The sequence below is a fragment of the Tianweitania populi genome (assembly GCF_014652875.1).
In the GTDB taxonomy this organism is placed as follows: Bacteria; Pseudomonadota; Alphaproteobacteria; order Rhizobiales; family Rhizobiaceae; genus Tianweitania; species Tianweitania populi.
This window is the reverse complement of the sequence record NZ_BMZQ01000001.1, coordinates 387,960-410,346: the sequence shown is the minus strand read 5'-3', so window position 1 is coordinate 410,346 and position 22,387 is coordinate 387,960. Positions and strand designations below refer to the sequence as shown.

Sequence of the window (22,387 nt, the reverse complement as noted above, 5' to 3'; positions counted from 1 at the left end):
CCACACGGAAGCGCTAACCCGCCTTCAGCATATAGCCGGCGCCGCGCACCGTATGCAGAACCGGCGTGTCGAAGCCCTTCTCGATCTTGGAGCGCAAACGCGACACATGCACGTCGATGACGTTGGTCTGAGGGTCGAAATGGTAGTCCCAGACATTTTCCAGAAGCATCGTGCGCGTCACCACTTGGCCCGCATGGCGCATGAGATATTCCAGCAAACGGAACTCGCGTGGCTGCAAGGTCACTTCCTGTCCTGCTCGCTTCACGACATGCGAGAGACGGTCGAGCTCGAGATCACCGACGCGATAGGTGGTCTCGACCTCCTTGTTGCCGCTACGCCGATTCAGCACTTCAACGCGCGCGAGCAGTTCGGAGAAAGCATAGGGCTTGGTGAGATAATCATCGCCGCCAGCGCGCAAGCCTGTCACGCGGTCATCGACCTGGCCGAGCGCTGAAAGGATCAGCACCGGCGTATCATTGCCGCGCGATCTCAGCCCGGCGACCACCGACAGACCGTCGCGCTTCGGCAGCATGCGGTCCACCACCATGACATCGTAGTCGCCGTTATCGGCCAGCACGAAGCCGGACTCGCCATCACGCGCGACATGGACGGTGTGGCCGACCTCGTTCAGCGCCTTCTCAAGGTAGTCCGCGGCTTCGCGATCGTCTTCGATGACAAGGATTTTCATGCCTGATGTATATGAGGATAGATCGGAACGCTGGAAAGAGGAATCGCTCAGCATGATCGGATCCTTTCCTGAAAAGGTGCAGCAGCGAACACGATGCCCGCTGCCGCAATCAGCCTCCTGAGCGGAGGTGGCATCACCCACGATCCGGCCGGCTCAAGGGAAAAGCCAACCGGATCGTGCAGGGCAATCAGCCCTGATTGGTGGGCAGGGCGACGAAGCGGTTGACGTCGTCACGGGTCACCTGAACCAGCACCTGCTTGCGGCCGGCCTTGGCGGCATCCTTGATGGCGGTCTCGACCTCATCCGGGCTGGTGACTTCCTTCGAGTTGACCGACACGATGACGTCGCCGGCCTCCAGACCACGTGACGCAGCGTCGCTATCAGGATCAACCTGCGTGATCACGACGCCCTTGCCATCGTCAGACGGAGCAACCGTCAGGCCGTAATCGTCGAGCGTGCTCGCCAGATCCTCGTCCTGCTGGTCGTCGCCGGTCTGAGCCGCAGCCTTTTCGTCGCCGGGCAACACGCCAAGCTTGACGTTGATCGACTGGGCCTTACCGTTGCGCCACAGGTCGATCTTCACGTCCTTGCCGGGACGTGCCGAACCGATCACGCGGGCCAGTTCACGCGGCGTCGAAACCGCCTGACCATCAACAGCCGTGATGACGTCGCCGTCCTTCACGCCGGCCGTGGCCGCCGGGCTGTCGCTCTGGGCAGAGGCAACGATCGCGCCCTTGGCGTTTTCCAGGCCGATCGATTCCGCGATCTCAGGCGTTACCGGCTGGATCTGCACACCGAGCCAACCGCGCTCGATCGACTTGCCTTCCATCAGCGTCGTCACGACCTGCTTCACGGTGGAAGCCGGAATGGCGAAGGCGATGCCTACATTGCCGCCGGACGGCGAGAAGATGGCGGTGTTGACGCCAACAACTTCACCATTGGTGTTGAAGGCGGGACCACCGGAGTTGCCGCGGTTCACGGCAGCGTCGATCTGCAGGAAGTCGTCGTAAGGGCCCGCGCCGATGTCACGGCCGCGCGCCGACACGATACCAGCCGTCACCGTGCCGCCAAGACCGAACGGGTTGCCGACAGCGACCACCCAGTCACCGACACGCACCTTCGCATCATCGGCAAAGCCGACATAGGTGAACTTGCTGCCCTTGTTGTCGACCTTGAGCACGGCGAGATCCGTGCGCGGATCGCGCCCGATCAGCTTGGCATCGTATTCAGCACCATCCGTCAGCTTGACGCTATAGGCATCGCCGCCTTCAACCACGTGATTGTTGGTGACGAGGTAGCCATCTTCGGAAATGAAGAAGCCGGAGCCTTGAGCGACTGGCCGCTCCTGGTTGCGATGGTGACGCTCGCCGCCGCGGCGCTCTGGACGACGGCTTTCGCCCTGACCGTCTGGTCCGCCGAATTCACGAAAGAAGCGCTTCAGGGGATGATTGTCGGGCAGTTCGTCAAAGCCCGGCATCTGCGATGGTCCGCCGCGACCGCCATCGTTCATCGCGGTTTCGGTCTGGCCCTTCACCATGACGCTGACAACGGCCGGGCTGACCTTATCGACGACGTCGCCGAAGCCGGTGGTCTGGTTTTGCGGCGCAACGCTGACGGCCTCTGCCAGAACAGGAACCGTGCCGCTGGTCACAGCGCCGAAGCCGGCGCCTGCGATGATCGCTGCGGAAGCGGCGGCCGCGAGGAAGCGGTTGCGCGTGCTGAGCGAGGGTTTGCTGGAGTTGCTCATAGTCTCTGATCTCCTTGCCATCGAAGTCCGATCCCGTACTTCGTTGAGGCTAGAGATAGGGCGGCGTTCCTTACAGGACGCTGTCCGCCGCATGAAACTTTCGTAATCTGCAACGGCTCAGCCGTTTCTCAGGAAGCGGCGGCTCAGCCGTCCTTCAGGATGGCGTCCAGACGCTTGCGTTCGTCCGAACTGAGTTCGGCCGAAGCTTCCGAGGAAAGCTGCCGTCTGTTCATGATCAGAACGGTGGCGCCGGCAAGCAGGAGTAGCAGTGGGGCGCCCCAAAGCAGTGCGGTACGGACGCTGAAGCGCGGCTTCAGCAACACGAACTCGCCATAGCGAGACACGACATAATCCAGCACGGCTTCATTGTCGTCGCCCGCCGTCAGCCGCTCGCGAACGATGATGCGCAGATCCTTGGCAAGATCGGCATCGGAGTCGTCGATCGACTGGTTCTGGCAAACGAGGCAGCGCAGTTCGGCCGAAATGGTCCGCGCGCGAGTCTCCAGTTCCTTGTCCGCCAGCACTTCGTCGGGCTGCACGGCAAACGCCGGAAAGCTCAAGCCGATCAGGATCAGGATTGCCGCAAGCCAGCCTCGCATCGCGCTCATCCTATTCTGCCGGCTGAGGCGCAAGAACTGCCTTGCGACGCGCCGGAGCACCGATCCGCAGGCGGCGATCGGAGATCGACAGGATGCCACCGATCATCATGAGCAATGGGCCAAGCCAGATCATGGTCACCATCGGCTTCCACCAGATGCGCACGACGATGCCGCCGTCAGGGGTCGGATCCCCCAGCGCAACATAAAGCTGGCTGAAGCCGCGTGTCAGAATGCCGGCCTCCGTGGTTGGCATCCGACGAGCGGTGTAAAGGCGCTTAGCGGACGAAACCGAGCCGATCTCGCGATTGCCGGAGATCAAGGTGAACACGGCTTGATCCTCGGTGTAGTTCGGCCCCTGATGCGGAACGAGCCGTTCGAAACGCAGATTGCGGCCGGCGATGTCCGTTGTTTCGCCGGGCTTCAGGGCAACGATATGCTCGCTCTGGAAAGCTGTCGTTGCGACGATGCCGAGCAAGGCAACGCCTAGCCCGAGATGCGCCAGCGCTGCGCCATGCGCGGAGCGCGGCAGGCCGAAGAAGCGGCGGCGCATGTTGGAAAAGGACGTGTTTCCGAACCCGGATCGCAGCGCGATATCCGTAATCGCGCCGAGAAACAGCCACACGGCCAAGCCAATGCCTAGTGCCGCAAACAACATGGTGCGATCAACGAAGATCATCACGACCAGTGTGGCCAGGATCGCACCGCCTAGCGCCCAGGCAAGGCGCTGCGCAGCCGCATAAAGGTCGCCGCGCTTCCAGGCTAGCAATGGCCCGAACGGCACCAGAGCCAGCAGCGGGATCATCAGGGGACCGAAGGTCAGGTTGAAGAAGGGTGCGCCAACGGAAATCTTGTCGCCGCTGACGGCTTCAACCAGCAAAGGATACAGCGTGCCGATAAGTACGGTTGCGGTCGCGGTTGTCAGGAACAGGTTGTTCAGCACCAGCGAGCCCTCGCGGCTGATCGGCTGGAACACGCCGCCCGCCGTCAAGCTCGGCGCTCGGAATGCAAACAGTGCAAAGGAACCGCCCACGAACAGGCTGAGGATCACCAGGATGAACACGCCGCGCGCGGGATCGGTCGCGAAGGCATGCACGGACGTGAGCACACCGGAACGCACCAGGAAGGTGCCAAGCAGCGACAAGGAGAAGGTCATGATGGCGAGCAAGACCGTCCAGATCTTCAGCGCCGACCGCTTCTCCATCACCAGCGCCGAGTGCAGCAGCGCAGTGCCAGCAAGCCACGGCATGAAGGACGCATTTTCGACCGGATCCCAGAACCAGAACCCGCCCCAGCCGAGCTCGTAATAGGCCCAGTAAGACCCCATCGCGATACCGCCGGTCAGGAAGATCCAGGCCGCAAGTGTCCAGGGCCGAACCCAGCGCGCCCAAGCCGCGTCGATCCGGCCTTCGATCAGGGCTGCGACGGCAAAGGAGAAGCTGACGGAAAAGCCGACATAGCCGAGGTAAAGCAGCGGCGGATGGATGGCGAGACCGATGTCCTGCAGGATGGGGTTCAAGTCCTGCCCTTCGAACGGCGCGGGTACGAGGCGTGTAAAGGGGTTGGACGTCGCCAGAATGAACAGGAGGAAGGCGGATGCCACCCAGCCCTGTACGGCAAGCGCATTGGTCTTCAAGGTCGCCGGCAGATTGCGTCCGAACGCGGCAACCAAAGCCGAGAACAGGGAGAGGATCAGCACCCAGAGCAGCATCGAGCCCTCATGGTTTCCCCACGTTCCCGTGATCTTGTAGAGCGTCGGCTTCATCGAGTGGGAATTTTCGAAGACGTTGCGCACCGAGAAATCGGACACGACGTAAGCCCAGGTCAGCACCAGAAACGACGCTGCGATCAAGGTAAAGACCGCCACGGCAACGGGTCCCGCGACCGCCATCAAGCGGGCATCGTTCTTCTGGCTACCGACAATGGGAATGGTCGACTGGACCAACGACAGCGCGAAAGCCAGAACGAGGGCGAAGTGGCCGAGTTCAACCATTGGCATGCCCGCCCATCACTGTTCTTCCTGCCAAACGCCCTTGGCCTTCAGGCCTTCGGCAACTTCCTTCGGCATGTAGTTCTCGTCATGCTTGGCAAGCACGCTGTCGGCAACGAAGGTGCCATCCTCGCGAAACGCGCCTTCGGTCACCACGCCTTGCTCCTCACGAAACAGATCGGGAAGAATGCCGGCATAAACGACCTTCACCGAGTCGGTGCCGTCGGTGACCGAGAAGGCCACATCCGTGCCCTGCCCGCGCAGAACCGTGCCGCTTTCCACCAAGCCACCTAAACGGATGCGCTGGCCGGCTGGCACCGCTGCGGTCTGAAGATCTTCCGGCATGTAGAAAAAGGATGTGCGCTGTCCGAGCGCATAAAAGGTCAGCCCGGTCGCCACGCCTAGAAAGGCCAGCGCCCCGAGAATGACGGATAGTCGCTTCTGCTTGCGCGTCATTGCTTGCTCGCTTCGGAAATGCCGACGGTGGCTGCAAATGCCTGCAGCGCCGCCGCCTCCCGTGTCGTGTTACCCAGGGCCGCAGTGCCGCGCTCCAGAGCGTCGCGCGCTTCATCCGGCTTGCCGAGAACCGTGTAGGACCGGATCAACCGCTCCCATCCCTGCTGGTCGTTGGGATTGTCCTTGAGCTTAGCATCGAGACTGGCGACCATGCCCTCGATCATGGCGGTGCGGTCTTCCGCCGTCATGCTGCTGGCATTGTCGATATCAGCAGCGCTGGGGTTCGGCTGCGTGGAGGCCGCTTGTTCAGTCTGCATTTCGCCCGCTTGCGCAAGGGCGGCCGTGGCCGCGCCCTTCCAGGACGAGTTGTCCGGCAGATCAGCCTGCATCGCTCTCCAGGCCGCTTTCGCCTCCTCAAGGCGGTCTTCTTGTGCATCGCCTAAAGCAAGGTAAAAGCGAGCCTTGCCGTCCTTGGGCTCGGCCGCCAAAGCGCGCGTGAAGGCGGCCTTGGCGTCAGGCGAAATCATGCCGTCGGCAACATTCACATAGGCTTCCCCGAGACCGCTTTCGCGCTGAGGCGTGGAGCCCAGATACTCGATGGCATTGCGATAGGCGGTCACGGAATCGTTTGCGCGGCCGATGCGGAGATAGATCGGCGCCAGCACTTCCCAGCCGTTGCCATCCCGCGGATTGGCCTGCAGATGCGCTTCGGCGCGTGCAATCAGGTCGTTGACCGGGCTGTCGGCGGGGTTCTGCTGCTTGCGCGCTTCTAATGGCTGCGATGGCTGGTCGGGCGAGCCGGTGGCGGCATAAACGCCCCAGCTCACCAGCGGCACTGAAAGCACGGCGATCATGGCAAGCCAACGTCCCGCAGCTCCGGTTCGGCCGGCAATCTCGTCCTTGGTCTGATCCGCCTTGAGGATGCGCCGCGCGATCTCGTTGCGCGCTTGTTCGGCCTCCGCACGACCGATTAAGCCGCGGGCATGGTCGCGCTCCACTTCGGCAAGCTGATCCTTGTAGATCATCAGATCGAAGGCACTGTCGGGCGCAGCCGCGGGAGTGTGCCGCATGAACGGCAGTAAAACACTGACGCAAGCGCCGAATGTCAGCAGGGCGGCAACGATCCAGAACAACATGGGCGTCTTTTACGCCCCGCTAATCCCTTCGCCAACACCGGCGGGGTGCGGCTTTCCGTCTGGGATGGCCTTACCTCAGGCAGCCTCAGGTCAGCGGCGTCCAGCTTCCGTCCGCATTGCGACACGCCGAACCGCGTGCGCTCTTGGGATTTCCATCGACAAAGATGGTGTGATTATACTGCCGGCAGTCCTGCGATCCGACGCGGTAAGGCTGGGCTGCGACAACTTCGCCGTAACGGCCGGCGCGCTGGTTGCGCCACGTTACAGGCTGACCGCTCGGCGTATATTCCAGCGCCCTGTACTCGGCTTCCAGCGCACTGCGCTTGTCGCGATTGTCGAGTTCCTTGCCGATCGTTCCACCGACAAGCCCGCCCGCCATGGCGTCCAGGAGGGCCGCGCCGATTGGCTTTTCGGTTTTCGTCGGCTGCACGAAGCTATTGGCCGGCACGCGCAGACCCGTGGTCGAACATCCGGCAAGAACGGCCAGGAGAAGCGCGGAAAGGACTTTTGTCTTCATGGTCGTGGGTGCTGCCGATCGGGAAAGTGCATGCCTGCCGAGCACTTATAGCACAGCTATATACATAGCATAGCTAATGAGCGCGGGGGAGTTCTACAATCACTTTGAGCCCGCCAAGTTCCGATCGATCCAGCGTCAGCGTTCCGCCATATTGCGCCACGAGGTCCGAGACGATCGAGAGGCCGAGCCCCGAGCCCGGTTTGGTTTCGTCCAGGCGCTTGCCGCGCTTCAGCGCCTCGCGCCGTGCTTCGTCCGGAATGCCCGGACCGTCATCCTCGATGATCAGTGCCAAACGCTCCGCGCTCTCGACGTTTGCAGCGCTGCGAATGCTGACCTGCACCCGCTCGCCGGCCCACTTCATGGCGTTCTCGATCAGATTGCCGGACACTTCCTCGAAGTCTCCTTCCTCGCCGGCAAAGATGATGTCGCCATCCGGCATGTCGAGGCTGGTGCGCATGGACGGATTGAGCTTTTCCATGACGCGCAAGAGACGCTCCATGGAAGGCCGCAGCGGCGTGCGGAACACCACGCTGTCGCGCTGTGCTGCAATTCGAGCGCGCTGAAGATAGTTGTCGATCTGCTGGCGCATGGCCGTTGCCTGGTCGCCCAGCAACTGCCCTTGCTCCGTGCCCATGGACCGCCCTTCGTTCATGATTACGGCCAGCGGCGTTTTCAGCGAATGGGCGAGATTGCCGACCTGCGTGCGCGCCCGCTCCACGATACGGCGATTGTTGTCGATCAGCGCATTGGTTTCATGAACCAGCGGCTCGATCTCCGGCGGGAAAGAACCTTCCAGCCGCTGAGCCGATCCTTCGCGCACCTTGGACAAGGCCGCCCGCACTTTCGCCAGCGGCCGCAAGCCAAAGATGATGGCGGCCGCGTTGAAGGCCACGGTGCCGAGACCAAACATGAAGAGATAGAAGTAAAGCCGCTGCTCGAACTCGCCGATCTCGTCTTCGAGTTCGGTCAGGTTGCCCATGACGCGGAACCGCGCGATGCGGTTCTGGTCATCCAGCACGAACTCGTTTTCGAACACCTTGACCCGCTCGCCGGCCAAACCATTGGCGGCATAAGAGCGCTGAAACCGCCCATCAAAGGGCACCTGCACCAGCGTCGGCGAATCGACATTGCCGCTGAAGGACAGCGAACGCAGGCGACCTGTCAGGTTCTCCGAAATCGTCTCGACCGACCAGTACCAGCCGGAACGGGGAATGACGTAGCGCACGTCGCCAAGATCCGGCGAGCCTTGAAGGCGCCCCTCATCGCTGACGCCGACCGCCCCAATCAGGTTGAACAGGTGCGCCGACAGAAGACTGTCGAAGCTCCGTTCGCTCGCCTGCCGATAAAGCGCCGATATCACAGTCGCAATCGCTACGAGCGACAGCACCGCCCAAAGCGTCGACAGTGCCAGAACGCGGATTGTCAGCGAGCGCGGAAGGCGAACCATGCGCCGGGATCAGGCCGCTCGGCCGGGATCGCGCATCCGATAGCCCATGCCGCGCACCGTTTCGATCAGGTCCACTCCCATCTTGCGGCGGAGACGTCCGACGAAAACCTCGATCGTGTTGGAGTCACGATCGAAATCCTGATCGTACAGATGCTCGACCAGTTCCGTGCGCGACACCACCTCGCCGGTGTGATGCATGAGATAGGCCAGCAGCCGGAACTCGTGCGAAGTCAGCTTCAGCGGCACGCCGTCCACATCGGCCTTGGATGCCTTGATGTCCAGACGGAGCGGACCGCACGACAATTCCGAAGACGCATGGCCGGCTGCGCGGCGGATCAGCGCCCGCACACGCGCCAGCACTTCTTCGATATGGAAGGGCTTGGTGACGTAATCGTCGGCGCCTGCATCGATGCCCTGCACCTTGTCGCTCCAGCGATCGCGCGCCGTGAGAATCAGCACCGGCATCTTGCGACCTGCACGGCGCCAGCGTTCCATCACGCTGATGCCGTCCATTTGCGGCAGGCCGATATCGAGAACGACTGCGTCATAGGGTTCTGTATCGCCGAGGAAGTGTCCTTCCTCGCCATCATAGGCGCGATCGACCACATAGCCCGCATCGGACAATGCGTCGGACACCTGACGGTTCAAATCCTTGTCGTCTTCGACGACCAGTATGCGCATGCCCTCTCCCTCGAAAGGTCTGTGTCTGCCGTCCGGTTCAATCCTTGTCGGCAGGCACGATATATTCGGCGCGCCGCGGCCGGGCGCCGTCTTTTCCGGGAAGCAGGATCACGATACGGCAGATCTGCTTCCCGTCCTGAACGGCCGGCATGGCGCGTGCAAGCTGGCCGCCTTTGTCGGCCGCCAGCTTCACGCCAATCGCATAGCAATCATCGGCATAGGCTGTCGATGGCCAAGGTGTTGCCGCCAACGAGCCGAGCACGACGAGCGAAGCGAAGGTGAGAGCGCGTGTGAGCTTCATGATCCCCGTCGAGGAAAAACAGTGGGCCGGAGCGAAGATGGCGTGTGCGTGGGCAACAGCTCATTGCCCGGCGATCGATCCGCATCCCGGATCCTTTCGCCTCGTCTTGCCGCCATCTGTTTCTCCACTTTCCTTGAGGTTATCGCAGGAGGGCTGAACGCGTCATGAACGTTTCCGTTGCCCGCTTGGCCCATCCCCAACAGCCCGGATCACTCAGCGAGACATCACGAACCGCCCGCACTCAGCCGATCTTTTCCGTCGCCGACAAGCGGCTGAGGACAGCGATCACACCGCCTACAGCCGTCACGATCTGCAGCAAGGCTTCGCTCATCAGGGCCTGATCGCTTGCCCCGATCGACATGCCCATCAAACCGCCAAGCGCGGCGGCCACCGTCACCAGCGACGCCCAGACCGTACGCGAGAGATACCAGGGTTTCGAGCTTTCCATTGCGAACTCCTTCCGTTTGTTCATCACAAAAGTGCGAAATCAGCCTGCGCCGGAAGCCCGGCACCGACCGCTGCGCTGATTTGGCGGACCGTCACGCGGATCATCGCCGGCGCGCTTCCGAAGTCGCCAACCGCTTGGTCGCGAGTGTAGAAAAGCCCGGTTGAGGACACCTGCACACGGCGGTTCACCCCTCCTGCGCCGTCCGCAATCTCGACCTCATAAGCCTCCGCGGCTTCACCCAAAGGGATCTCGCTGGCCGTCCAGTCATCCGCATCGACCCGGCTGCGCCGGATCCACGAGAACCGCCATCCATCGGCCTGAGCCGAACAGCGAAGATGGACCGGCGCAAGCGGAAGCCGCGAACGCTGGCCGCCGATTTGGGTTTGAGTCGCAAACAAGGCATCCGAGATGGCATAGCCGGTCGGCCCAACCCGCCATTGCCGCTCCAGTCCAAGCTCGGCCGAGCGCAACCCAGCCGGCTTCACCCGCTCATCGAGCAGAACGAAATATCGCCCGGCAGAAGCGCCTGCCAGCATTGCATCATCGGTGCCAAGCTGAGCCCGCAGCAAATCACGCAGCCGCCAGCGTCCTGCCGAAACCTCTTCGGCTTGGCTGAACTGCACGATCTCCCAAACTCCATTGTTCGACTGCACCGCCGCCGTCCCGCCACCGTTCAGAAACTGCGCGGTGGATTGGCTGGCCAACGACCCCGCCAGCAACGACACATCGATCCGATTGGCATGGTCGAGCCGACCGACGACGCCAGGCTTCAGCGGCTCCACCAACTCGCCAATCACGGCTGGCGCAGCAACCATGCCCCGCTCGCTGAACCCGCTGCCTTCCGGCGACGCCATCACGGCCAGCGACTTCCACGGCTTGGCATAGGCCGCGATCCGCAGTTGGTTCTCGGGCGAGGTTTCGCCCGGCAGCATCGGCAGATCGAGCACCACCACGAAGGGCGCGCCCGCCATCGGCTGCGTAATCACTGTCTCGATCGGCTTCTGCACCCGCCAAGGTGACGCCGGCACGCGGCGGATCTGCTTGGCGCGAAGACTGCGCTTCGACCCCGCTTCCACGCTCGTAACCAGATATTCGATCCCCGGCTTGTCCTCCGGCAGCCGGATCACCGTACCCGGCTGAAGATCGATCGCGCCATTGGGAACGGCAAAAGCCACCTCTTCCCGCCCAGCCCAAAAATCCCGCAACCGATCTGCCGCCAAGGCGGCCGCACTCGCTGGCTCCAGCACCACCGGCATCGCCAGCGCCTGTTGCCGCGTTTCCGCCTGCCGGGGATCAACACTGCGCACCGTTCCCGCCTGGTAATCCGCAAACGGATCACGGAACGCCAACGTCAGCTCCGTCGGCAACTCGCCATCCGACACGCGGCTCGTTTCAATGACGCCCCCGCGCTCCTCGATGACAAGATCATCGACCTCGATCGCCGCAGCCGTGCTCTGCCCGCCAAACCGCAGGCGCTCGCCATCATCCCGAACGCCCAAGCCAAACAGGTTGACGATCGGCTCCAGCGCGGCGCGCGCCGTTCCCGGCTCTTTCACGACATAGCCATGCACCGAGCCATCGACGCCCGACGTATCCGCCGCCGGCAGCCCCTGATCGGCAAGTACCGCAGTGATCAAATCCGCCACTGTGACCGTATTCAGGCGCCCGTTCAGCCAATGCCCCAGCAGCCAATTGCTACCATCCGCCCAAACATCACCGCGCACCGGAAAAGCCGGAAACGGCCGCGCATCCCAAGCCCAGAGGTAGACACGTTCGGGATCCACCATCCGCCCGTTGTAAACAGGCGAAACCGGATTTTCGGTGTCGCGAAAGCCCGCAACATCAGGATCCCAATGCGCTTGATGCGCCTGGAGAAAGTTCTGCTGCGCCACATCCGAACGCCCACCTGTCGAATAGTAAGGAAGCCCGTTCTCCGTCGATTTCGGATCAGGAAAGACATTCGGCTGGTTCGGCCCCTTGTCCGCCGCCGAACAGCCGAGCTCCGTGAACCAGATCGGCTTTGAGCACGGCACCCAGGCGCTCGCCTGTGCCGCCTCTACACCGCCCGCACGATCATGATGCGGGTTCGCCCACCAATTCCTGAGATCCTTGAAGCGATAGACCCATGGCTTGCCATAGGCGCCATCCGTGATCGGCGTGCGCTTTCGTCCATGCCGGTCCTCCAGACTGGCATAATACCAGTCATAGCCCTCGCCGCCCGCGATCTGGCTGCGTAAGCCATCCGGATCATAGGCACTGCCGAACCCATCCGGATTGCCGCCACTGGCATCCGCGTCGCGCCAGTCGGACAGCGGCATGTAATTGTCGATGCCGACCGCATCCACCGACGGATGCGCCCAGAGCCGGTCGAGATTGAAGATCACGTCGCCGGTACCCGGCGGCTGATGCCCGAAATACTCGCTCCAGTCCGCGCCATAGCTGATTTTCGTGTCCGGCCCGAGGATCGCCCGCACATCTTCTGCCAGACGCATCAAGGCTTGAACGAACGGAAACGCACCCGTCTCATCTCGCACCGAAGTCAGCCCGCGAAGTTCGGATCCGATCAGAAACGCTTCCACCCCGCCGGCCGCCTTGGCGAGATGCGCGAAGTGCAGCAGGAAGCGACGATAACCCCAGTCGTCTGCAGCGCCGGTAAAGCGTACGGTATCGGCTTGCGCATGAAACGCTGCCCGCCCCGCTTCGCCGACAAACGCAGCGATCTGCGATCCAGCCGCCGCGCGTCCCTGCACCGTTTCCACCTGATCAGGCGCCGGATGGCAGGTGATCCGGCCGCGCCAGGGATAAGCTGGCTGCCCCGTGCCACCGTACGGGTTCGGCAACATGTTGCCATGCGCCACGTCCATCATGATGAATGGGTAGAGCGTCACCTGAAGGCCGCGCGATTTGATCTCCCGGATCGCCTCCATCACCGACCGATCCGACGGCGCACCGCCATAGGCCGCATGGCCGTCATGGCGCGACACCTCCGCCGCCTCCGCCCGCTCCAGCCCTGACACACGCCACGGCTGCGACTGACCGCCGCTCGTGTTCTGCGTCACCATCGGCCGGATCGTGCAATCGCCCGCGCGCAGATCATTACCGAACCAGGTCGCAACCAGCCCGATATGGTCGAGCCTCGGGCAAAGCGCCTGCAGCTCGTCGAGGGCCGCCACGAGGTCGCTGCCGGCATGCAGCACATGCCGGTTCAGCGCTTCCGTTTCGCCCGGCCGATGCTTTTCGGTTACAAGCGCGGGCGACAGGCCGTATTCCGTCGAACCCGGAATCAGCGTCACCGCCCTGATATTGGCGCTCAAGCCTCCAACCGCCCGCATGACCTCGAAAGAAAATTGCGGCACGCGATTGCCATAATCGGCCAGCGGGAAGCGCTCGAACACGACATAGGCCGTGCCTCGATAAGACGGCGCATTGCCCGCGCCCTGCTTGGCCTCGATCAGATGATCCGGCTCCTGCGCGTCATCGCCGCGATACCAGCGAATTTCATAGCGCGTCTGGTCGAGCTCCCGCCCATCCGCCCAGATGCGTCGCACGCCGGCGATCGGCCCCTCACACAACGCAAAGGCCAGATTGGCGAAATAGGTGTAGCTGGTGACCTTCGGCCCGCCCTTGGCGCCAGCACGCTCGGAGGTCGTTTCCTCCTCGAACCGCGTCGCCCAGATCAGCGTCCCGTTCACCCGCACGCTGCCGTAAACGCGTGGCAGTGCGGCTCCGTCTTCCGCCGTGAACGGGCGCGGATCGTTGAGCCGCGGCCCTTCCAGGCGCCGCGTGCCGTTGATGACGGCCTGGTCCACGGCATAGCCCGCCAGCGCACCGGCCGCGCGGCCCACCACCGCGCCGACAGGCCCCAGCATGCCGCCGAGAAACGCCCCGGCCGCCTGCAAAACGATCGTCGCCATCGAAACCTCAATTCAGTTCGGGAAAGGCAAACACGCCGGCAATCCGGCGCTTCCAGTGCGAGCCGAGCGGCGAAAAGAGCACCGCATGCCCCTCATAGGCATGGATCATGCGGCTTTCGCCCAACGCGATCGCGCAATGCTTGGCCGGCAGGTCCGGCCGCCAGCGAAACAGGATCAGATCGCCCGCCGCCACCTCACCAACCGGCTTCTCCCGGCAGTGCCGCCGAGTGGCCTCCAGCAGCGGATCACCGCCACCCGCCTCTGCCCAGTCGGCGGCATAAGCGCCCGGCTGCTCGGGAACGGCACCATAAACCCCGTCCCAAACGCCCATGATGAGCCCCAGGCAGTCGCACCCCACCCCGCGCCGCCGCCCCTGATGCCGATACGGCGTGCCGAGCCATGTCATCGCCTCGGCTACGATCCGCTCGCCACTCACAACTCTGGTCATGGCACAATCGGCGCGCCGTCGAACACGACGCCGTCCGTGACATAGCCGTAAGCAGCGTCATTGCCCGGCAGATGCGGAAAGCCGCGGAAGTTCGCGCTATTGCCAAACTTCGCCTCGCAGGTCGCAAACAGCTTGTCGCAACCGACTTCCACGGTGAACGCGTCGCCGGGTGCCGAGACAATCGTGCCATCGCGCCAAAGCACCAGCCGCACCCCGTCCAGCCGCCGCGCATGGTCCAGCACCTGCTCCACCCGCCCGGCATTCGCACCCGATGTCCAGGTCAGCCGCCCATGCGAAAACCACCCGGCTTCCACATCGTTCAGGCCGGAAGCCAGCACCGCATCGCGCCCCTCGATCTTCACCACCAATCCACTGGCATGAAAATCCGGCCGATCCAGCGCCACCTTGCAGCGGCGGTCGCCCAGCACCGAGTCACATTCCCTGCGAATGTATCGCCCATTCACGCGGTCGAGGCTTTCCGTCGGGCTTAACAGCTCCGCCGTAAACAGCCCATCCTGCCTGACAATCTTGCCGATCACCGCCTTGCGCAGCAGCGTCCATTGGCTGGGGTCGCTCCAGTTCACCAGCAGCGTTTCCACGCCCGCGCCGTCGAACGCGCCCGCGGCGATCTCCTCGTCAGAAATATCGAGCGAAGACAGCGCACCATCGATGTCCACCGTATCAGTGCTCAGACCCAGCCGGTCCCGCGCCTCGCTGGCCGAAAACCCGCTTTCCGGCTGGAACGCCGTGCCTTCCACCACCAGCTTCTCGTCATGATCGGTATAGCCGGCCACCGTCCCACCGCGCCGCGTCACGCGCCAGCAATGGCACAAAGTCGTCGTCGCGCCGCTCAGATGGGTGCGAAACTCCTCGCTCACACTCATGCGCTCACCTCGATCAAGGGAATGGAAGGGATTTGCCCGGCCTTGAAGGCGGTCAGGCTGATGGCGATGCGCTCGGTGTCGAAGCGCACCGGCACATGGAACTCGAAGCCGGCCGTCACCGCCGCGCCTTCAACCGGCGCCTGCATCAGCGTCACCAGCCCGGTCGCCGCATCCACCGCAAAACGGTTCGGGGCCAGTTCAGCACCCGCCACCGCCACCCGCACACTTGATGTCAGCACCTTGCGGATCGGCCTGACATAAGCGTCCTCGCCAACCCCATAGGTCTTCGCCAGCTGGAACACCCGCGCCACGCCATCGCCAGTGCCAATCCTCTGATCCCGAGCCGCGATCGTCGCATCTGGCCGACACGACTTCATGTCGAACGGGTCGCGAAACCGAAACCCGTGTAGCGAGCCGCGCCGCGCCTCGAAGAAATCCATGATCTCATAGAGGTCACTCAGCGAGCGCACGCCGGTGCCCGCATCATAATGCCTGCGCGAATGGCGCAGCCGTGCATTGCGCTGCTCACGCCCCGACGTCATCTGCACGATCTCGACCCGCCGCTCCGGCCCGCCGGTCGCGCCGAAGGACACGGCTGCGGGAAACAGCACGTCATGAAACTCAGCCATTTCCGCTCCTGATTAACGTCCGCGCGCGCCGCGCGACACGGCCTGCGCCAGCATGCCGGTGATCTGCGCTTCCGATTTGCGGAACGAAGCCGCATCGCTTGCCGTCACGTTGAAGGTGATGTTGACCGGCGCACCACCGCCACCGCCCGACGCGACGCCCAGCCGCCCATCGGACCCCCGCGCCAGCGGCAGGATCGCTTCCGCGCCCGCTTCGCCCATCAACCCGGTGCCTGATGCCATCGGGAAGTAAGACGGCGTCGACACCACCCCGCCCTTGGCGAACGGCGTCACGCCGCCTGTCAGTCCGCCAAAGATGTTCGACAGCAGCGATCCGGTCAGCTGGCTCAGCGGCGCCAAGCCCGCCGACAACGCCCGCCCCGCCAGGTTCGAGCCCAGCCGCCGCAGAATGTCGTCCAGCGACTTCCCGCTCACCGCCGCACTCTTCAGCGCCCCAGTCAGATCCCGCCCGAACCCTTGCGACACCGTGCGCAAATTATCGAGCGTCGCCAGAAACGGCGCGGCATCCGCCTCGATGCGGATACGCACATCGTCAGCCATAAGGTCCTCCATCGGGGAATTGCTGCATCATGCGATCAAACTCGCTGCGCCCGAGCGGCTCGCCGCCGCCAGCCGGAAACAGCGGCTTGATCGCCGCCGCCAGTTCGATCGGCGTCATTGCCCAGAAAGCGCGGGGCTCAAGCCGCAGCAGGCCGAAACCAAGCGCCATCGCCTGGTCCCACGGAAAGGCCGCGCTCGCTTGCGCGCTTCCACCTGCTGCGGCACTTAAGGGTTTGCGGAAGGCGCTCCGAATGTCGCCTGCAGGAGATCGCTGACGATCTGCGCAAAGCCTGCCACGCCGCCCTGAGTCGTCATCCCACGCACCGTGTCGTCCTTAATGTCGTTGCCGCCGCCTCGCAGACCCGCGCTGATCACCGCGATCATGTCGCCAGCCGAAAGCGAACCGCTGGAAAAGCGCTGCACCAGCGCGCCCAGATCATCAGCCGCAAAGGCATGCTCCAGTTCGGCCAGCGCGCCCAGCGTCAAACACAGCCGATACTCACGGCCATCCAGAACAGCGGCCACCTCGCCGCGTCGCCGGTTCACGCTCATAGGGCCACGAACCCGACAGCACCCGCCGATTCGAGCGACACTTCAAAGGTCACCTCGCCGTCATGCGCGCCGGAATATTCCAACGCCGTGATCTGGAACGGACCCTCGACGGTCCCGAAATCCGGCACCAGAAACTGCCAGCGCCCGATCGCGCCGGAGAAGAAGGCTGAGCGCATCGCCGCATCTGAAGCTGCATCCTTGAAGATACCGGCCCCGCTCACCGACGCCCGCTGCACGCCACTTGCTGCCAGCAATTCGCGCCAGCGTCCGGCCGAATCCGCGTCGGTCACATCCACCGTTTCGCTGTTGAAGGCGAGCCGCTTGGTGCGGAGCCCCGCAACCGTGGTGAAGGCGCCGCCGGCCTCCATTTTGACAAGCAGATCCCTGCCCCTTTGAGCAACCATAAGCAGTCTCCAGATTGTTTGAGGACTTTGGGCCTTAAGCGGCCGGTTCGGTCACGGCGCGATAGCGCAGCAGCCCATGATAAAGGGAGAGTTCCTCATCGAACCGCGACTCCGCGAAATCCGGTGTGAGGTTCACGAGGTGATGGCCATGCGGCACGAGCTTGCCGTCGCGCAAAATCTCTTCGACGCGTCCCATCAGTTCGAGCGTCTCGGTCTTGCCCCTGGCCTTCGACCAGACATGGATCGAGAACAGGTGCTCGGTGCCGATCTCCGTGCCCGTGCTCCAGTCATAAGCGCTGCTGCGCCCGAAAGTGAGATAGGGAAAGCGGACATTGGCGGGCGCATGGTCGTGGATGCGGTTGCCCACCACGGCACTGATCGCCGCGTCACCCCGCAGCGCCGCGAAGATCACCTTCTGCAATTCAACCGCCGCGGCTGCCATCGCGCCCCTCCCTGGTTGCAGTCTCGCCATCGCGCAGGGCGCGACGTTCCGGCTGTTCGTCCGCCCCGCCCCATTGCACCTCATCCTGCACACCATGCAGCCGGGTGCGCAAGGCGCGAACCATGCCATCCAGCGTCAGCGAAAAACTCACCTTCATCGGCCCTGTTCCCGCGTTCGACAAACAAGATAACGGCCGGATTCATCAGGATCATGAACGGTCACGATGTCGAACAATCGCGCCCCCAACCGAAAGCGCATGCCGCTCTTCACAAGGTCGCGAAAACGAAGCGTCACCCGATGCGTCACGCTTTCCAGCGATTGATCCGCCCCAAAGCGCGCATCCGCCCGCACCGGCTCCAGCCGCGCAAACACGGTGGCGACTTCCGTCCAGTGTTCGACATGCCCGCCCGCGCCATCCTCGCTCAGCGTCACGTCTTCCAGCGCCAGCTCGGTGCGCAGGCTGCCCGGCTCGATGAAACTCACCATCTAGAGCCTCCGCGAACGATAAGGCGCAATCAGGCGCTCATAACCCTTCGGATAAGACGCCGGCTGATCCTTGGCTGACAGCACCGCGCGGAACTCGAACCAATGACTCGCCAGCATCACCACTGCGCGCTTGAGCAGATCGGGCACATCCGTTCCCGCCGGCCCGAAACCCGCGACGAAATCCACCTCGATCCCGTTCATCGCTCGCCCCGGCTGCGGCGCCTGGTCGAAGTGAAGGCGTGTCGGCCGCGCATCGGCATCGAGCAGCATCGTCGCCGGATCAACAATCGCCGCACCGCCATCCCTTCCATAGATCGTCACCGACAACACTTCGCGCACGGGATGCTTGTGGATCAGCACGCGGTTGGATGCCGGCCAGCGATCGATCGTCAGCCGCCAGCTTTGCTCGATCAGCGCACAGCCCGTGGCCTGTTCGACCTCAGCCCGCGCTGCCCGGATCAGATCCGCGATCAGCCCATCCTCGCTCGCATGATCGAGCCGCAGATGCGCCTTTACATCGGCCACGGTCACCGGCTCGGCCGCCGGCTCGACGGTGCGAAACAGAGTCATGAAAATCCCTCAAGCGTCTGGCGGAAAAGAAAAAGCCCCGGCAGATCATGCCGGGGCTCATGTGTTTGTTCAGGCTCGGGCGATCAGGCCGTCGCGAACTTCAGCAGCTTGATCGCGCTAAAATCCTGCACACCGCCGCCGACGCGCTTGGTCACGTAGAACAACACATACGGCTTGGCGGAATACGGATCGCGCAGCACGCGCACGCCGGTGCGGTCAACGATCAGATAGCCGCGCGCGAAGTCACCGAAGGCAATCGCCGTCGAGTCCGCCGCGATATCCGGCATGTCCTCGGCTTCCACCACCGGGAAGCCCATCAACGAAGCCTTCTGACCAACACCCGCCGGCGGCTGCCAGAGATAGTTGCCGTCGCCGTCCTTCATCTTGCGCACCGCGGCTTGCGTTTTGCGGTTCATCACGAAGGACGCGTTTTCGCGGTAACCGGCCTTCAGCGCATAGATAAGGTCAACGAGTTTGTCGGCCGGGTTCGTCGCGGCAAAGGCACCCGCCGCACCCGTTGCGATCGTGCCGAGCGAGCCCCAGGACCAGTTCGGCTCCGCGACCTTGTCGTAGGCGAGGAAACCCTTCGGCTTGTTGACGCCGTTGCCCGTCACGAAAGCCGTGCCTTCCTGTTCGGCGAAGGCGAGTTCGATCTCGTCAGACAGCCAGGTGTCGAGATCCACCGCGCTGTCTTCCAGCAGCGCCTGCGTGGCGGATGGCATGGCGTAAAGCTCGGCCGCCGGGAACTCGAGTTCGGCCAGCGTCGGGCTCGCCGTCTGCGTGCGCGCCGCCGTTTCGCCCACCCAGCCCGTCGCCGGACCGGTCAGCGCGAACGGCTTCTTCAGCACGGCCGTGGACACCTGGCGCACCGAAGCAATCGAGCGGATCGGCGACAGCACGGAAAGCCGCTTGGCGATCTCCGTTTCGGTCTCAACCGGCACGAGATAGCCGCCGTCCGAACCCGAACCAATGCTCATCGCTTTGGCTTCCACGGAGCGTATGCCGCGCTCGTCACCGGAGCGCACATAGGCTTCGAAGGCGTCCTTGTGCTCGCTCGCGCCCACCTCACTGCTGCGACCCAGCGCCGGGCGCGCCTTCTTCAAAAGCAGCTCGTCCAGCTTGCGTTGCTGTGCATCGAGCGACTTGGAGATGCGATCGACCTTGTCGGTCGACAGCACATCCGCCGTCATGCGCGTTTCGAGTTCGCCGAGGCGGGTGTCGTTAGCGTCCTTGAACGCCTCGAACGCGCCCATGAAATCGTCAAACGCGCCCTTCACATCATACGGCGCACCGCTCTTAGTTTCCGGCGCACGCTTGCTCTGCATGGTCTGCATATTTGATCCTCAGTTCTGGAACAGGTTTGCGGCCGCGCGGATTGTGTCCGCCAGCCTTTCAGGTCGGCCTTGCGCGGCGTCTCGCTCGCGCTTCAGTTCGGCGAAGCCCTTGCTGATCACCAGCTTGGCTTGCGCCCGCGACAGCCCAGCATCCTGCGTGAGCCAGCGTTCGAATTTACGGGTCGTGGGAAGGCTTTGCGCCCCGCTCTTCACCTGGCGGATGCGCGCGCCCGGCAGCATCGGAAAGGTCACCACGGAGATTTCCCAGAGGTCCGCTTCCAGAATGCGCCGGAACCCAGTCGCCGCTTCCTTGCGTGCCTTTTCCGCACGAAAGCCGATCGACAAACCGTCTAGCGCACCCGCTTTCATCAGCGCCAGGATTTCACGCCCCCGCGCCACCTCGCTCTGCAGCCGCCCGCGCACGAACAGCCCGCGTTCGTCCTCGCGCAGTTCGGTCCATATCCCGATCGGCTGCGCCGGATCGTGCTGGAACAGCATGCGCACGCCGCTGGCACCCCGCGCTCGCAGCGACTTCGCGAAAGCCCCGCGCTCCACGATGTCACGCCCAAGATCCGGCGCGCCGAACAGGCTGGCGTAACCGGTGAACGATCCTTCCGCGTCCACCTCTTCCACGGCAAGCGCCACGCGCTTGGTTTCGATCCCGCTCATCGCGCCTCGCTTTTTTCGGATTTGGTTGTGCCGCGCTCAAACAGCCGCATCACGAAGCCCAGCGCCCACCAGGCACAAAGGCTTGCGGCAGCCGAACCCATCAGCATCAGTTCGAAGGGACCGAGGGCCACGCCAAGGTCCAGCTCGTGGGCGATCTTCAGCCCCACGCCCCCGCCGAACACGACGCCGCTGACGAGGCCGACGGCAAAGCGCACCGCCGCCTCGCGTCGTCCGCGCGGCAGGATGTAGGCGAGCGAAATCGCCGAGCCGGCCGCGGCACCTACGCCGCGCGCCAGCCAGATCATGGCTGTGTCATTCATGATGATTGTCCTCACGGCAACGGCCGGTAGCCGACCGCCTCGCGTTTCTCGTCATCGGTCAGGAACGTCGCCGCACTCAGGCGCGACCACAGCGCCTCGCGCTCGGCCGCCAGCCCCTCGATCTGGTCCGCATCGAACCAGAGCCTCAGGCCCTCGCCGAATGACGGCCCCAGCCATGCCGAAAACTCCCGCGCGGTCTTTGCCACCAGCGGCAGCACCGTCAGGCGGTAAAAGGCGCGGTTGGCTTCCTGATAGTTCGCGTAAGTGTTGTCGCCGGGGATCCCCAGCAGCATCGGCGGCACGCCGAAAGCGAGCGCAATGTCGCGGCTGGCGGCATTCTTCGCCTCGATGAAGTCCATGTCCCTGGGCGAATAGCCCATCGCCTTCCAGTCGAGCCCGCCTTCCAGAAGCAACGGACGCCCGGCGCGCTTGGCACCGGAATAGCCGTCCTCAAGCTCCGCCTTCAGCCGTTCGAATTGCTCGTCCGTGAGATTGCCGCCCTCCTTCGGCGCATAAACCAGCGCACCGGAAGGCCGCGCCGAGTTGTCGAGCAGCGCCTTGTTCCACTGCCCCGCCGCATTATGCGTATCGAGCGCCGTCAGTGCGGCTTCCAGCGGCGCAAAGCCGTAATGATCGTCCACCGGATGAAACAACTGGAGCTGCAGCGCCCCATCCGGCCCCAGCGGCACAGTTCGCTTATCGCGCCCCTCGCCCACATTCAGCGCCACGGGCCAGCCACGCTCGTCCGTCGCCACCCGCGTCCGGTCCGGCCGCAGCAGATGTAGCTCACGCCGCTCGCCCGCGCTCACCAGCTCGACATAGGCATTGCCCGAAAGCAGCAGGTGGCCATAAAGCCCTTCCAGGAAGGCCGCGCCCGCCATGCGCCGGTTGGGTCGCGCAAGCAGCTTCAGCAGCGGATGCGCGTCATGCTCAGTGACGCCTTGATAAAGCAGCCACGGCACCGCCGCCGCCGCTTCCGCGATCATGCGCACGGAGCGATGCACGATCGGGTTCTTCATATAGCCTTCGCGGGCCAGCGCGCCGTAATCGCGCCGCGTCCAGTGCGCTGCGGCTTGCCCATGCAGCGCCACGAAGCCGATCCCGCCGGCTTCCTTGCGCTCCGGGCTTAGGGCCACGCTCCGCCACGGCCAGTTCCATGCCTTCATCATC

Annotated in this window: 27 protein-coding genes; all 27 read right to left on the bottom strand. The window is 63.7% G+C overall.

Translation table 11 applies throughout. The features are described from left to right. Nucleotides 1-13: 13 nt before the first annotated feature. Nucleotides 14-688, bottom strand: coding sequence for a response regulator transcription factor (locus tag IE166_RS02025; protein WP_189501365.1), 675 nt, complete (start codon nucleotides 686-688; stop codon nucleotides 14-16). 187 nt (nucleotides 689-875) lie between these two features. Further along, the gene (locus tag IE166_RS02020) at nucleotides 876-2,435 is read right to left on the bottom strand and encodes a Do family serine endopeptidase (protein WP_189501364.1); all 1,560 of its coding nucleotides are present in this window, start codon (nucleotides 2,433-2,435) and stop codon (nucleotides 876-878) included. A 143-nt stretch (nucleotides 2,436-2,578) separates the two neighbouring features. Then, entirely contained in the window at nucleotides 2,579-3,034 is a 456-nt protein-coding gene (locus IE166_RS02015; protein WP_189503186.1) for a cytochrome c-type biogenesis protein, read from the bottom strand. Between the two features lie 10 nt (nucleotides 3,035-3,044). Beyond that, entirely contained in the window at nucleotides 3,045-5,024 is a 1,980-nt protein-coding gene (locus IE166_RS02010; protein ID WP_189503185.1) for a heme lyase CcmF/NrfE family subunit, read from the bottom strand. A gap of 15 nt (nucleotides 5,025-5,039) precedes the next feature. Continuing rightward, nucleotides 5,040-5,477 carry a cytochrome c maturation protein CcmE gene (gene ccmE / locus IE166_RS02005; protein WP_189501363.1) on the bottom strand — a complete coding sequence of 146 codons (438 nt, stop codon included), beginning with the start codon at nucleotides 5,475-5,477 and terminating at the stop codon, nucleotides 5,040-5,042. Continuing rightward, a complete protein-coding gene (gene ccmI, locus IE166_RS02000; RefSeq protein WP_189501362.1) occupies nucleotides 5,474-6,613 on the bottom strand; it encodes a c-type cytochrome biogenesis protein CcmI in 1,140 nt (379 codons plus the stop codon). The genes ccmE and ccmI overlap by 4 nt, the downstream gene beginning before the upstream one ends. 85 nt (nucleotides 6,614-6,698) lie before the next feature. Next, complete coding sequence (locus tag IE166_RS01995) at nucleotides 6,699-7,130, bottom strand: hypothetical protein (protein WP_189501361.1); 432 nt, start codon at nucleotides 7,128-7,130, stop codon at nucleotides 6,699-6,701. A 73-nt stretch (nucleotides 7,131-7,203) separates the two neighbouring features. Then, the gene (locus IE166_RS01990) at nucleotides 7,204-8,577 is read right to left on the bottom strand and encodes an ATP-binding protein (RefSeq protein WP_189501360.1); all 1,374 of its coding nucleotides are present in this window, start codon (nucleotides 8,575-8,577) and stop codon (nucleotides 7,204-7,206) included. 9 nt (nucleotides 8,578-8,586) lie between these two features. After that, on the bottom strand, nucleotides 8,587-9,258 hold the full coding sequence (locus IE166_RS01985) for a response regulator transcription factor (protein WP_189501358.1): 672 nt from the start codon (nucleotides 9,256-9,258) through the stop codon (nucleotides 8,587-8,589). A 37-nt stretch (nucleotides 9,259-9,295) separates the two neighbouring features. Further along, nucleotides 9,296-9,559: a hypothetical protein gene (locus IE166_RS01980; protein ID WP_244641293.1), complete on the bottom strand. Its 264-nt coding sequence runs from the start codon at nucleotides 9,557-9,559 to the stop codon at nucleotides 9,296-9,298. 241 nt (nucleotides 9,560-9,800) lie between these two features. Continuing rightward, complete coding sequence (locus tag IE166_RS01975; protein WP_189501357.1) at nucleotides 9,801-10,007, bottom strand: hypothetical protein; 207 nt, start codon at nucleotides 10,005-10,007, stop codon at nucleotides 9,801-9,803. 23 nt (nucleotides 10,008-10,030) lie between these two features. Beyond that, on the bottom strand, nucleotides 10,031-13,921 hold the full coding sequence (locus IE166_RS01970) for a baseplate multidomain protein megatron (RefSeq protein WP_189501351.1): 3,891 nt from the start codon (nucleotides 13,919-13,921) through the stop codon (nucleotides 10,031-10,033). Between the two features lie 7 nt (nucleotides 13,922-13,928). Continuing rightward, a complete protein-coding gene (locus tag IE166_RS01965; RefSeq protein WP_189501349.1) occupies nucleotides 13,929-14,369 on the bottom strand; it encodes an NlpC/P60 family protein in 441 nt (146 codons plus the stop codon). Next, nucleotides 14,366-15,253: a DUF2163 domain-containing protein gene (locus IE166_RS01960; RefSeq protein ID WP_189501347.1), complete on the bottom strand. Its 888-nt coding sequence runs from the start codon at nucleotides 15,251-15,253 to the stop codon at nucleotides 14,366-14,368. The genes IE166_RS01965 and IE166_RS01960 overlap by 4 nt, the downstream gene beginning before the upstream one ends. After that, on the bottom strand, nucleotides 15,250-15,882 hold the full coding sequence (locus IE166_RS01955; protein WP_189501345.1) for a DUF2460 domain-containing protein: 633 nt from the start codon (nucleotides 15,880-15,882) through the stop codon (nucleotides 15,250-15,252). The genes IE166_RS01960 and IE166_RS01955 overlap by 4 nt, the downstream gene beginning before the upstream one ends. Before the next feature lie 12 nt (nucleotides 15,883-15,894). Continuing rightward, on the bottom strand, nucleotides 15,895-16,440 hold the full coding sequence (locus IE166_RS01950; RefSeq protein WP_189501343.1) for a phage tail tape measure protein: 546 nt from the start codon (nucleotides 16,438-16,440) through the stop codon (nucleotides 15,895-15,897). Continuing rightward, complete coding sequence (locus tag IE166_RS01945) at nucleotides 16,433-16,693, bottom strand: rcc01693 family protein (protein WP_280514863.1); 261 nt, start codon at nucleotides 16,691-16,693, stop codon at nucleotides 16,433-16,435. Before IE166_RS01945 ends, IE166_RS01950 begins: the two co-directional genes overlap by 8 nt. Continuing rightward, a complete protein-coding gene (locus IE166_RS01940; RefSeq protein ID WP_189501338.1) occupies nucleotides 16,666-16,992 on the bottom strand; it encodes a gene transfer agent family protein in 327 nt (108 codons plus the stop codon). Before IE166_RS01940 ends, IE166_RS01945 begins: the two co-directional genes overlap by 28 nt. Further along, complete coding sequence (locus IE166_RS01935) at nucleotides 16,989-17,396, bottom strand: phage major tail protein, TP901-1 family (protein WP_189501336.1); 408 nt, start codon at nucleotides 17,394-17,396, stop codon at nucleotides 16,989-16,991. The genes IE166_RS01940 and IE166_RS01935 overlap by 4 nt, the downstream gene beginning before the upstream one ends. Before the next feature lie 34 nt (nucleotides 17,397-17,430). Continuing rightward, complete coding sequence (locus IE166_RS01930; protein ID WP_189501334.1) at nucleotides 17,431-17,838, bottom strand: DUF3168 domain-containing protein; 408 nt, start codon at nucleotides 17,836-17,838, stop codon at nucleotides 17,431-17,433. Further along, nucleotides 17,819-17,995: a hypothetical protein gene (locus tag IE166_RS01925; protein WP_189501332.1), complete on the bottom strand. Its 177-nt coding sequence runs from the start codon at nucleotides 17,993-17,995 to the stop codon at nucleotides 17,819-17,821. Before IE166_RS01925 ends, IE166_RS01930 begins: the two co-directional genes overlap by 20 nt. Next, nucleotides 17,992-18,324 (bottom strand): phage head closure protein, encoded by a 333-nt coding sequence (locus IE166_RS01920; protein WP_189501330.1) that lies wholly within the window; start codon nucleotides 18,322-18,324, stop codon nucleotides 17,992-17,994. The genes IE166_RS01925 and IE166_RS01920 overlap by 4 nt, the downstream gene beginning before the upstream one ends. Next, entirely contained in the window at nucleotides 18,325-18,894 is a 570-nt protein-coding gene (locus IE166_RS01915) for a head-tail connector protein (protein ID WP_189501329.1), read from the bottom strand. Between the two features lie 83 nt (nucleotides 18,895-18,977). After that, nucleotides 18,978-20,228, bottom strand: coding sequence for a phage major capsid protein (locus IE166_RS01910; protein WP_385964193.1), 1,251 nt, complete (start codon nucleotides 20,226-20,228; stop codon nucleotides 18,978-18,980). Nucleotides 20,229-20,237: 9 nt separating this feature from the next. Continuing rightward, entirely contained in the window at nucleotides 20,238-20,897 is a 660-nt protein-coding gene (locus tag IE166_RS01905) for an HK97 family phage prohead protease (RefSeq protein WP_189501327.1), read from the bottom strand. After that, complete coding sequence (locus IE166_RS01900) at nucleotides 20,894-21,217, bottom strand: DUF6107 family protein (RefSeq protein ID WP_189501325.1); 324 nt, start codon at nucleotides 21,215-21,217, stop codon at nucleotides 20,894-20,896. The genes IE166_RS01905 and IE166_RS01900 overlap by 4 nt, the downstream gene beginning before the upstream one ends. An 11-nt stretch (nucleotides 21,218-21,228) precedes the next feature. Next, nucleotides 21,229-22,383: a phage portal protein gene (locus tag IE166_RS01895; protein ID WP_407701820.1), complete on the bottom strand. Its 1,155-nt coding sequence runs from the start codon at nucleotides 22,381-22,383 to the stop codon at nucleotides 21,229-21,231. Nucleotides 22,384-22,387: the final 4 nt, after the last annotated feature.

What these genes read in the sequence shown, in the direction of transcription:
- IE166_RS01990 (WP_189501360.1), bottom strand. Translation starts at nt 8,577, where the DNA reads ATGGTTCGCCTTCCGCGCTCGCTGACAATCCGCGTTCTGGCACTGTCG.
- IE166_RS02010 (WP_189503185.1), bottom strand. Translation starts at nt 5,024, where the DNA reads ATGGTTGAACTCGGCCACTTCGCCCTCGTTCTGGCTTTCGCGCTGTCG.
- IE166_RS01955 (WP_189501345.1), bottom strand. Translation starts at nt 15,882, where the DNA reads ATGGCTGAGTTTCATGACGTGCTGTTTCCCGCAGCCGTGTCCTTCGGC.
- IE166_RS01925 (WP_189501332.1), bottom strand. Translation starts at nt 17,995, where the DNA reads ATGAAGGTGAGTTTTTCGCTGACGCTGGATGGCATGGTTCGCGCCTTG.
- IE166_RS01975 (WP_189501357.1), bottom strand. Translation starts at nt 10,007, where the DNA reads ATGGAAAGCTCGAAACCCTGGTATCTCTCGCGTACGGTCTGGGCGTCG.
- IE166_RS01920 (WP_189501330.1), bottom strand. Translation starts at nt 18,324, where the DNA reads ATGGTGAGTTTCATCGAGCCGGGCAGCCTGCGCACCGAGCTGGCGCTG.
- IE166_RS01995 (WP_189501361.1), bottom strand. Translation starts at nt 7,130, where the DNA reads ATGAAGACAAAAGTCCTTTCCGCGCTTCTCCTGGCCGTTCTTGCCGGA.
- IE166_RS01985 (WP_189501358.1), bottom strand. Translation starts at nt 9,258, where the DNA reads ATGCGCATACTGGTCGTCGAAGACGACAAGGATTTGAACCGTCAGGTG.
- ccmI (WP_189501362.1), bottom strand. Translation starts at nt 6,613, where the DNA reads ATGTTGTTCTGGATCGTTGCCGCCCTGCTGACATTCGGCGCTTGCGTC.
- ccmE (WP_189501363.1), bottom strand. Translation starts at nt 5,477, where the DNA reads ATGACGCGCAAGCAGAAGCGACTATCCGTCATTCTCGGGGCGCTGGCC.
- IE166_RS01960 (WP_189501347.1), bottom strand. Translation starts at nt 15,253, where the DNA reads ATGAGTGTGAGCGAGGAGTTTCGCACCCATCTGAGCGGCGCGACGACG.
- IE166_RS01950 (WP_189501343.1), bottom strand. Translation starts at nt 16,440, where the DNA reads ATGGCTGACGATGTGCGTATCCGCATCGAGGCGGATGCCGCGCCGTTT.
- IE166_RS01940 (WP_189501338.1), bottom strand. Translation starts at nt 16,992, where the DNA reads ATGAGCGTGAACCGGCGACGCGGCGAGGTGGCCGCTGTTCTGGATGGC.
- IE166_RS01935 (WP_189501336.1), bottom strand. Translation starts at nt 17,396, where the DNA reads ATGGTTGCTCAAAGGGGCAGGGATCTGCTTGTCAAAATGGAGGCCGGC.
- IE166_RS01980 (WP_244641293.1), bottom strand. Translation starts at nt 9,559, where the DNA reads ATGAAGCTCACACGCGCTCTCACCTTCGCTTCGCTCGTCGTGCTCGGC.
- IE166_RS01910 (WP_385964193.1), bottom strand. Translation starts at nt 20,228, where the DNA reads ATGCAGACCATGCAGAGCAAGCGTGCGCCGGAAACTAAGAGCGGTGCG.
- IE166_RS02015 (WP_189503186.1), bottom strand. Translation starts at nt 3,034, where the DNA reads ATGCGAGGCTGGCTTGCGGCAATCCTGATCCTGATCGGCTTGAGCTTT.
- IE166_RS01965 (WP_189501349.1), bottom strand. Translation starts at nt 14,369, where the DNA reads ATGACCAGAGTTGTGAGTGGCGAGCGGATCGTAGCCGAGGCGATGACA.
- IE166_RS01970 (WP_189501351.1), bottom strand. Translation starts at nt 13,921, where the DNA reads ATGGCGACGATCGTTTTGCAGGCGGCCGGGGCGTTTCTCGGCGGCATG.
- IE166_RS01900 (WP_189501325.1), bottom strand. Translation starts at nt 21,217, where the DNA reads ATGAATGACACAGCCATGATCTGGCTGGCGCGCGGCGTAGGTGCCGCG.
- IE166_RS02020 (WP_189501364.1), bottom strand. Translation starts at nt 2,435, where the DNA reads ATGAGCAACTCCAGCAAACCCTCGCTCAGCACGCGCAACCGCTTCCTC.
- IE166_RS02025 (WP_189501365.1), bottom strand. Translation starts at nt 688, where the DNA reads ATGAAAATCCTTGTCATCGAAGACGATCGCGAAGCCGCGGACTACCTT.
- IE166_RS01895 (WP_407701820.1), bottom strand. Translation starts at nt 22,383, where the DNA reads ATGAAGGCATGGAACTGGCCGTGGCGGAGCGTGGCCCTAAGCCCGGAG.
- IE166_RS01915 (WP_189501329.1), bottom strand. Translation starts at nt 18,894, where the DNA reads ATGACTCTGTTTCGCACCGTCGAGCCGGCGGCCGAGCCGGTGACCGTG.
- IE166_RS01930 (WP_189501334.1), bottom strand. Translation starts at nt 17,838, where the DNA reads ATGGCAGCCGCGGCGGTTGAATTGCAGAAGGTGATCTTCGCGGCGCTG.
- IE166_RS01905 (WP_189501327.1), bottom strand. Translation starts at nt 20,897, where the DNA reads ATGAGCGGGATCGAAACCAAGCGCGTGGCGCTTGCCGTGGAAGAGGTG.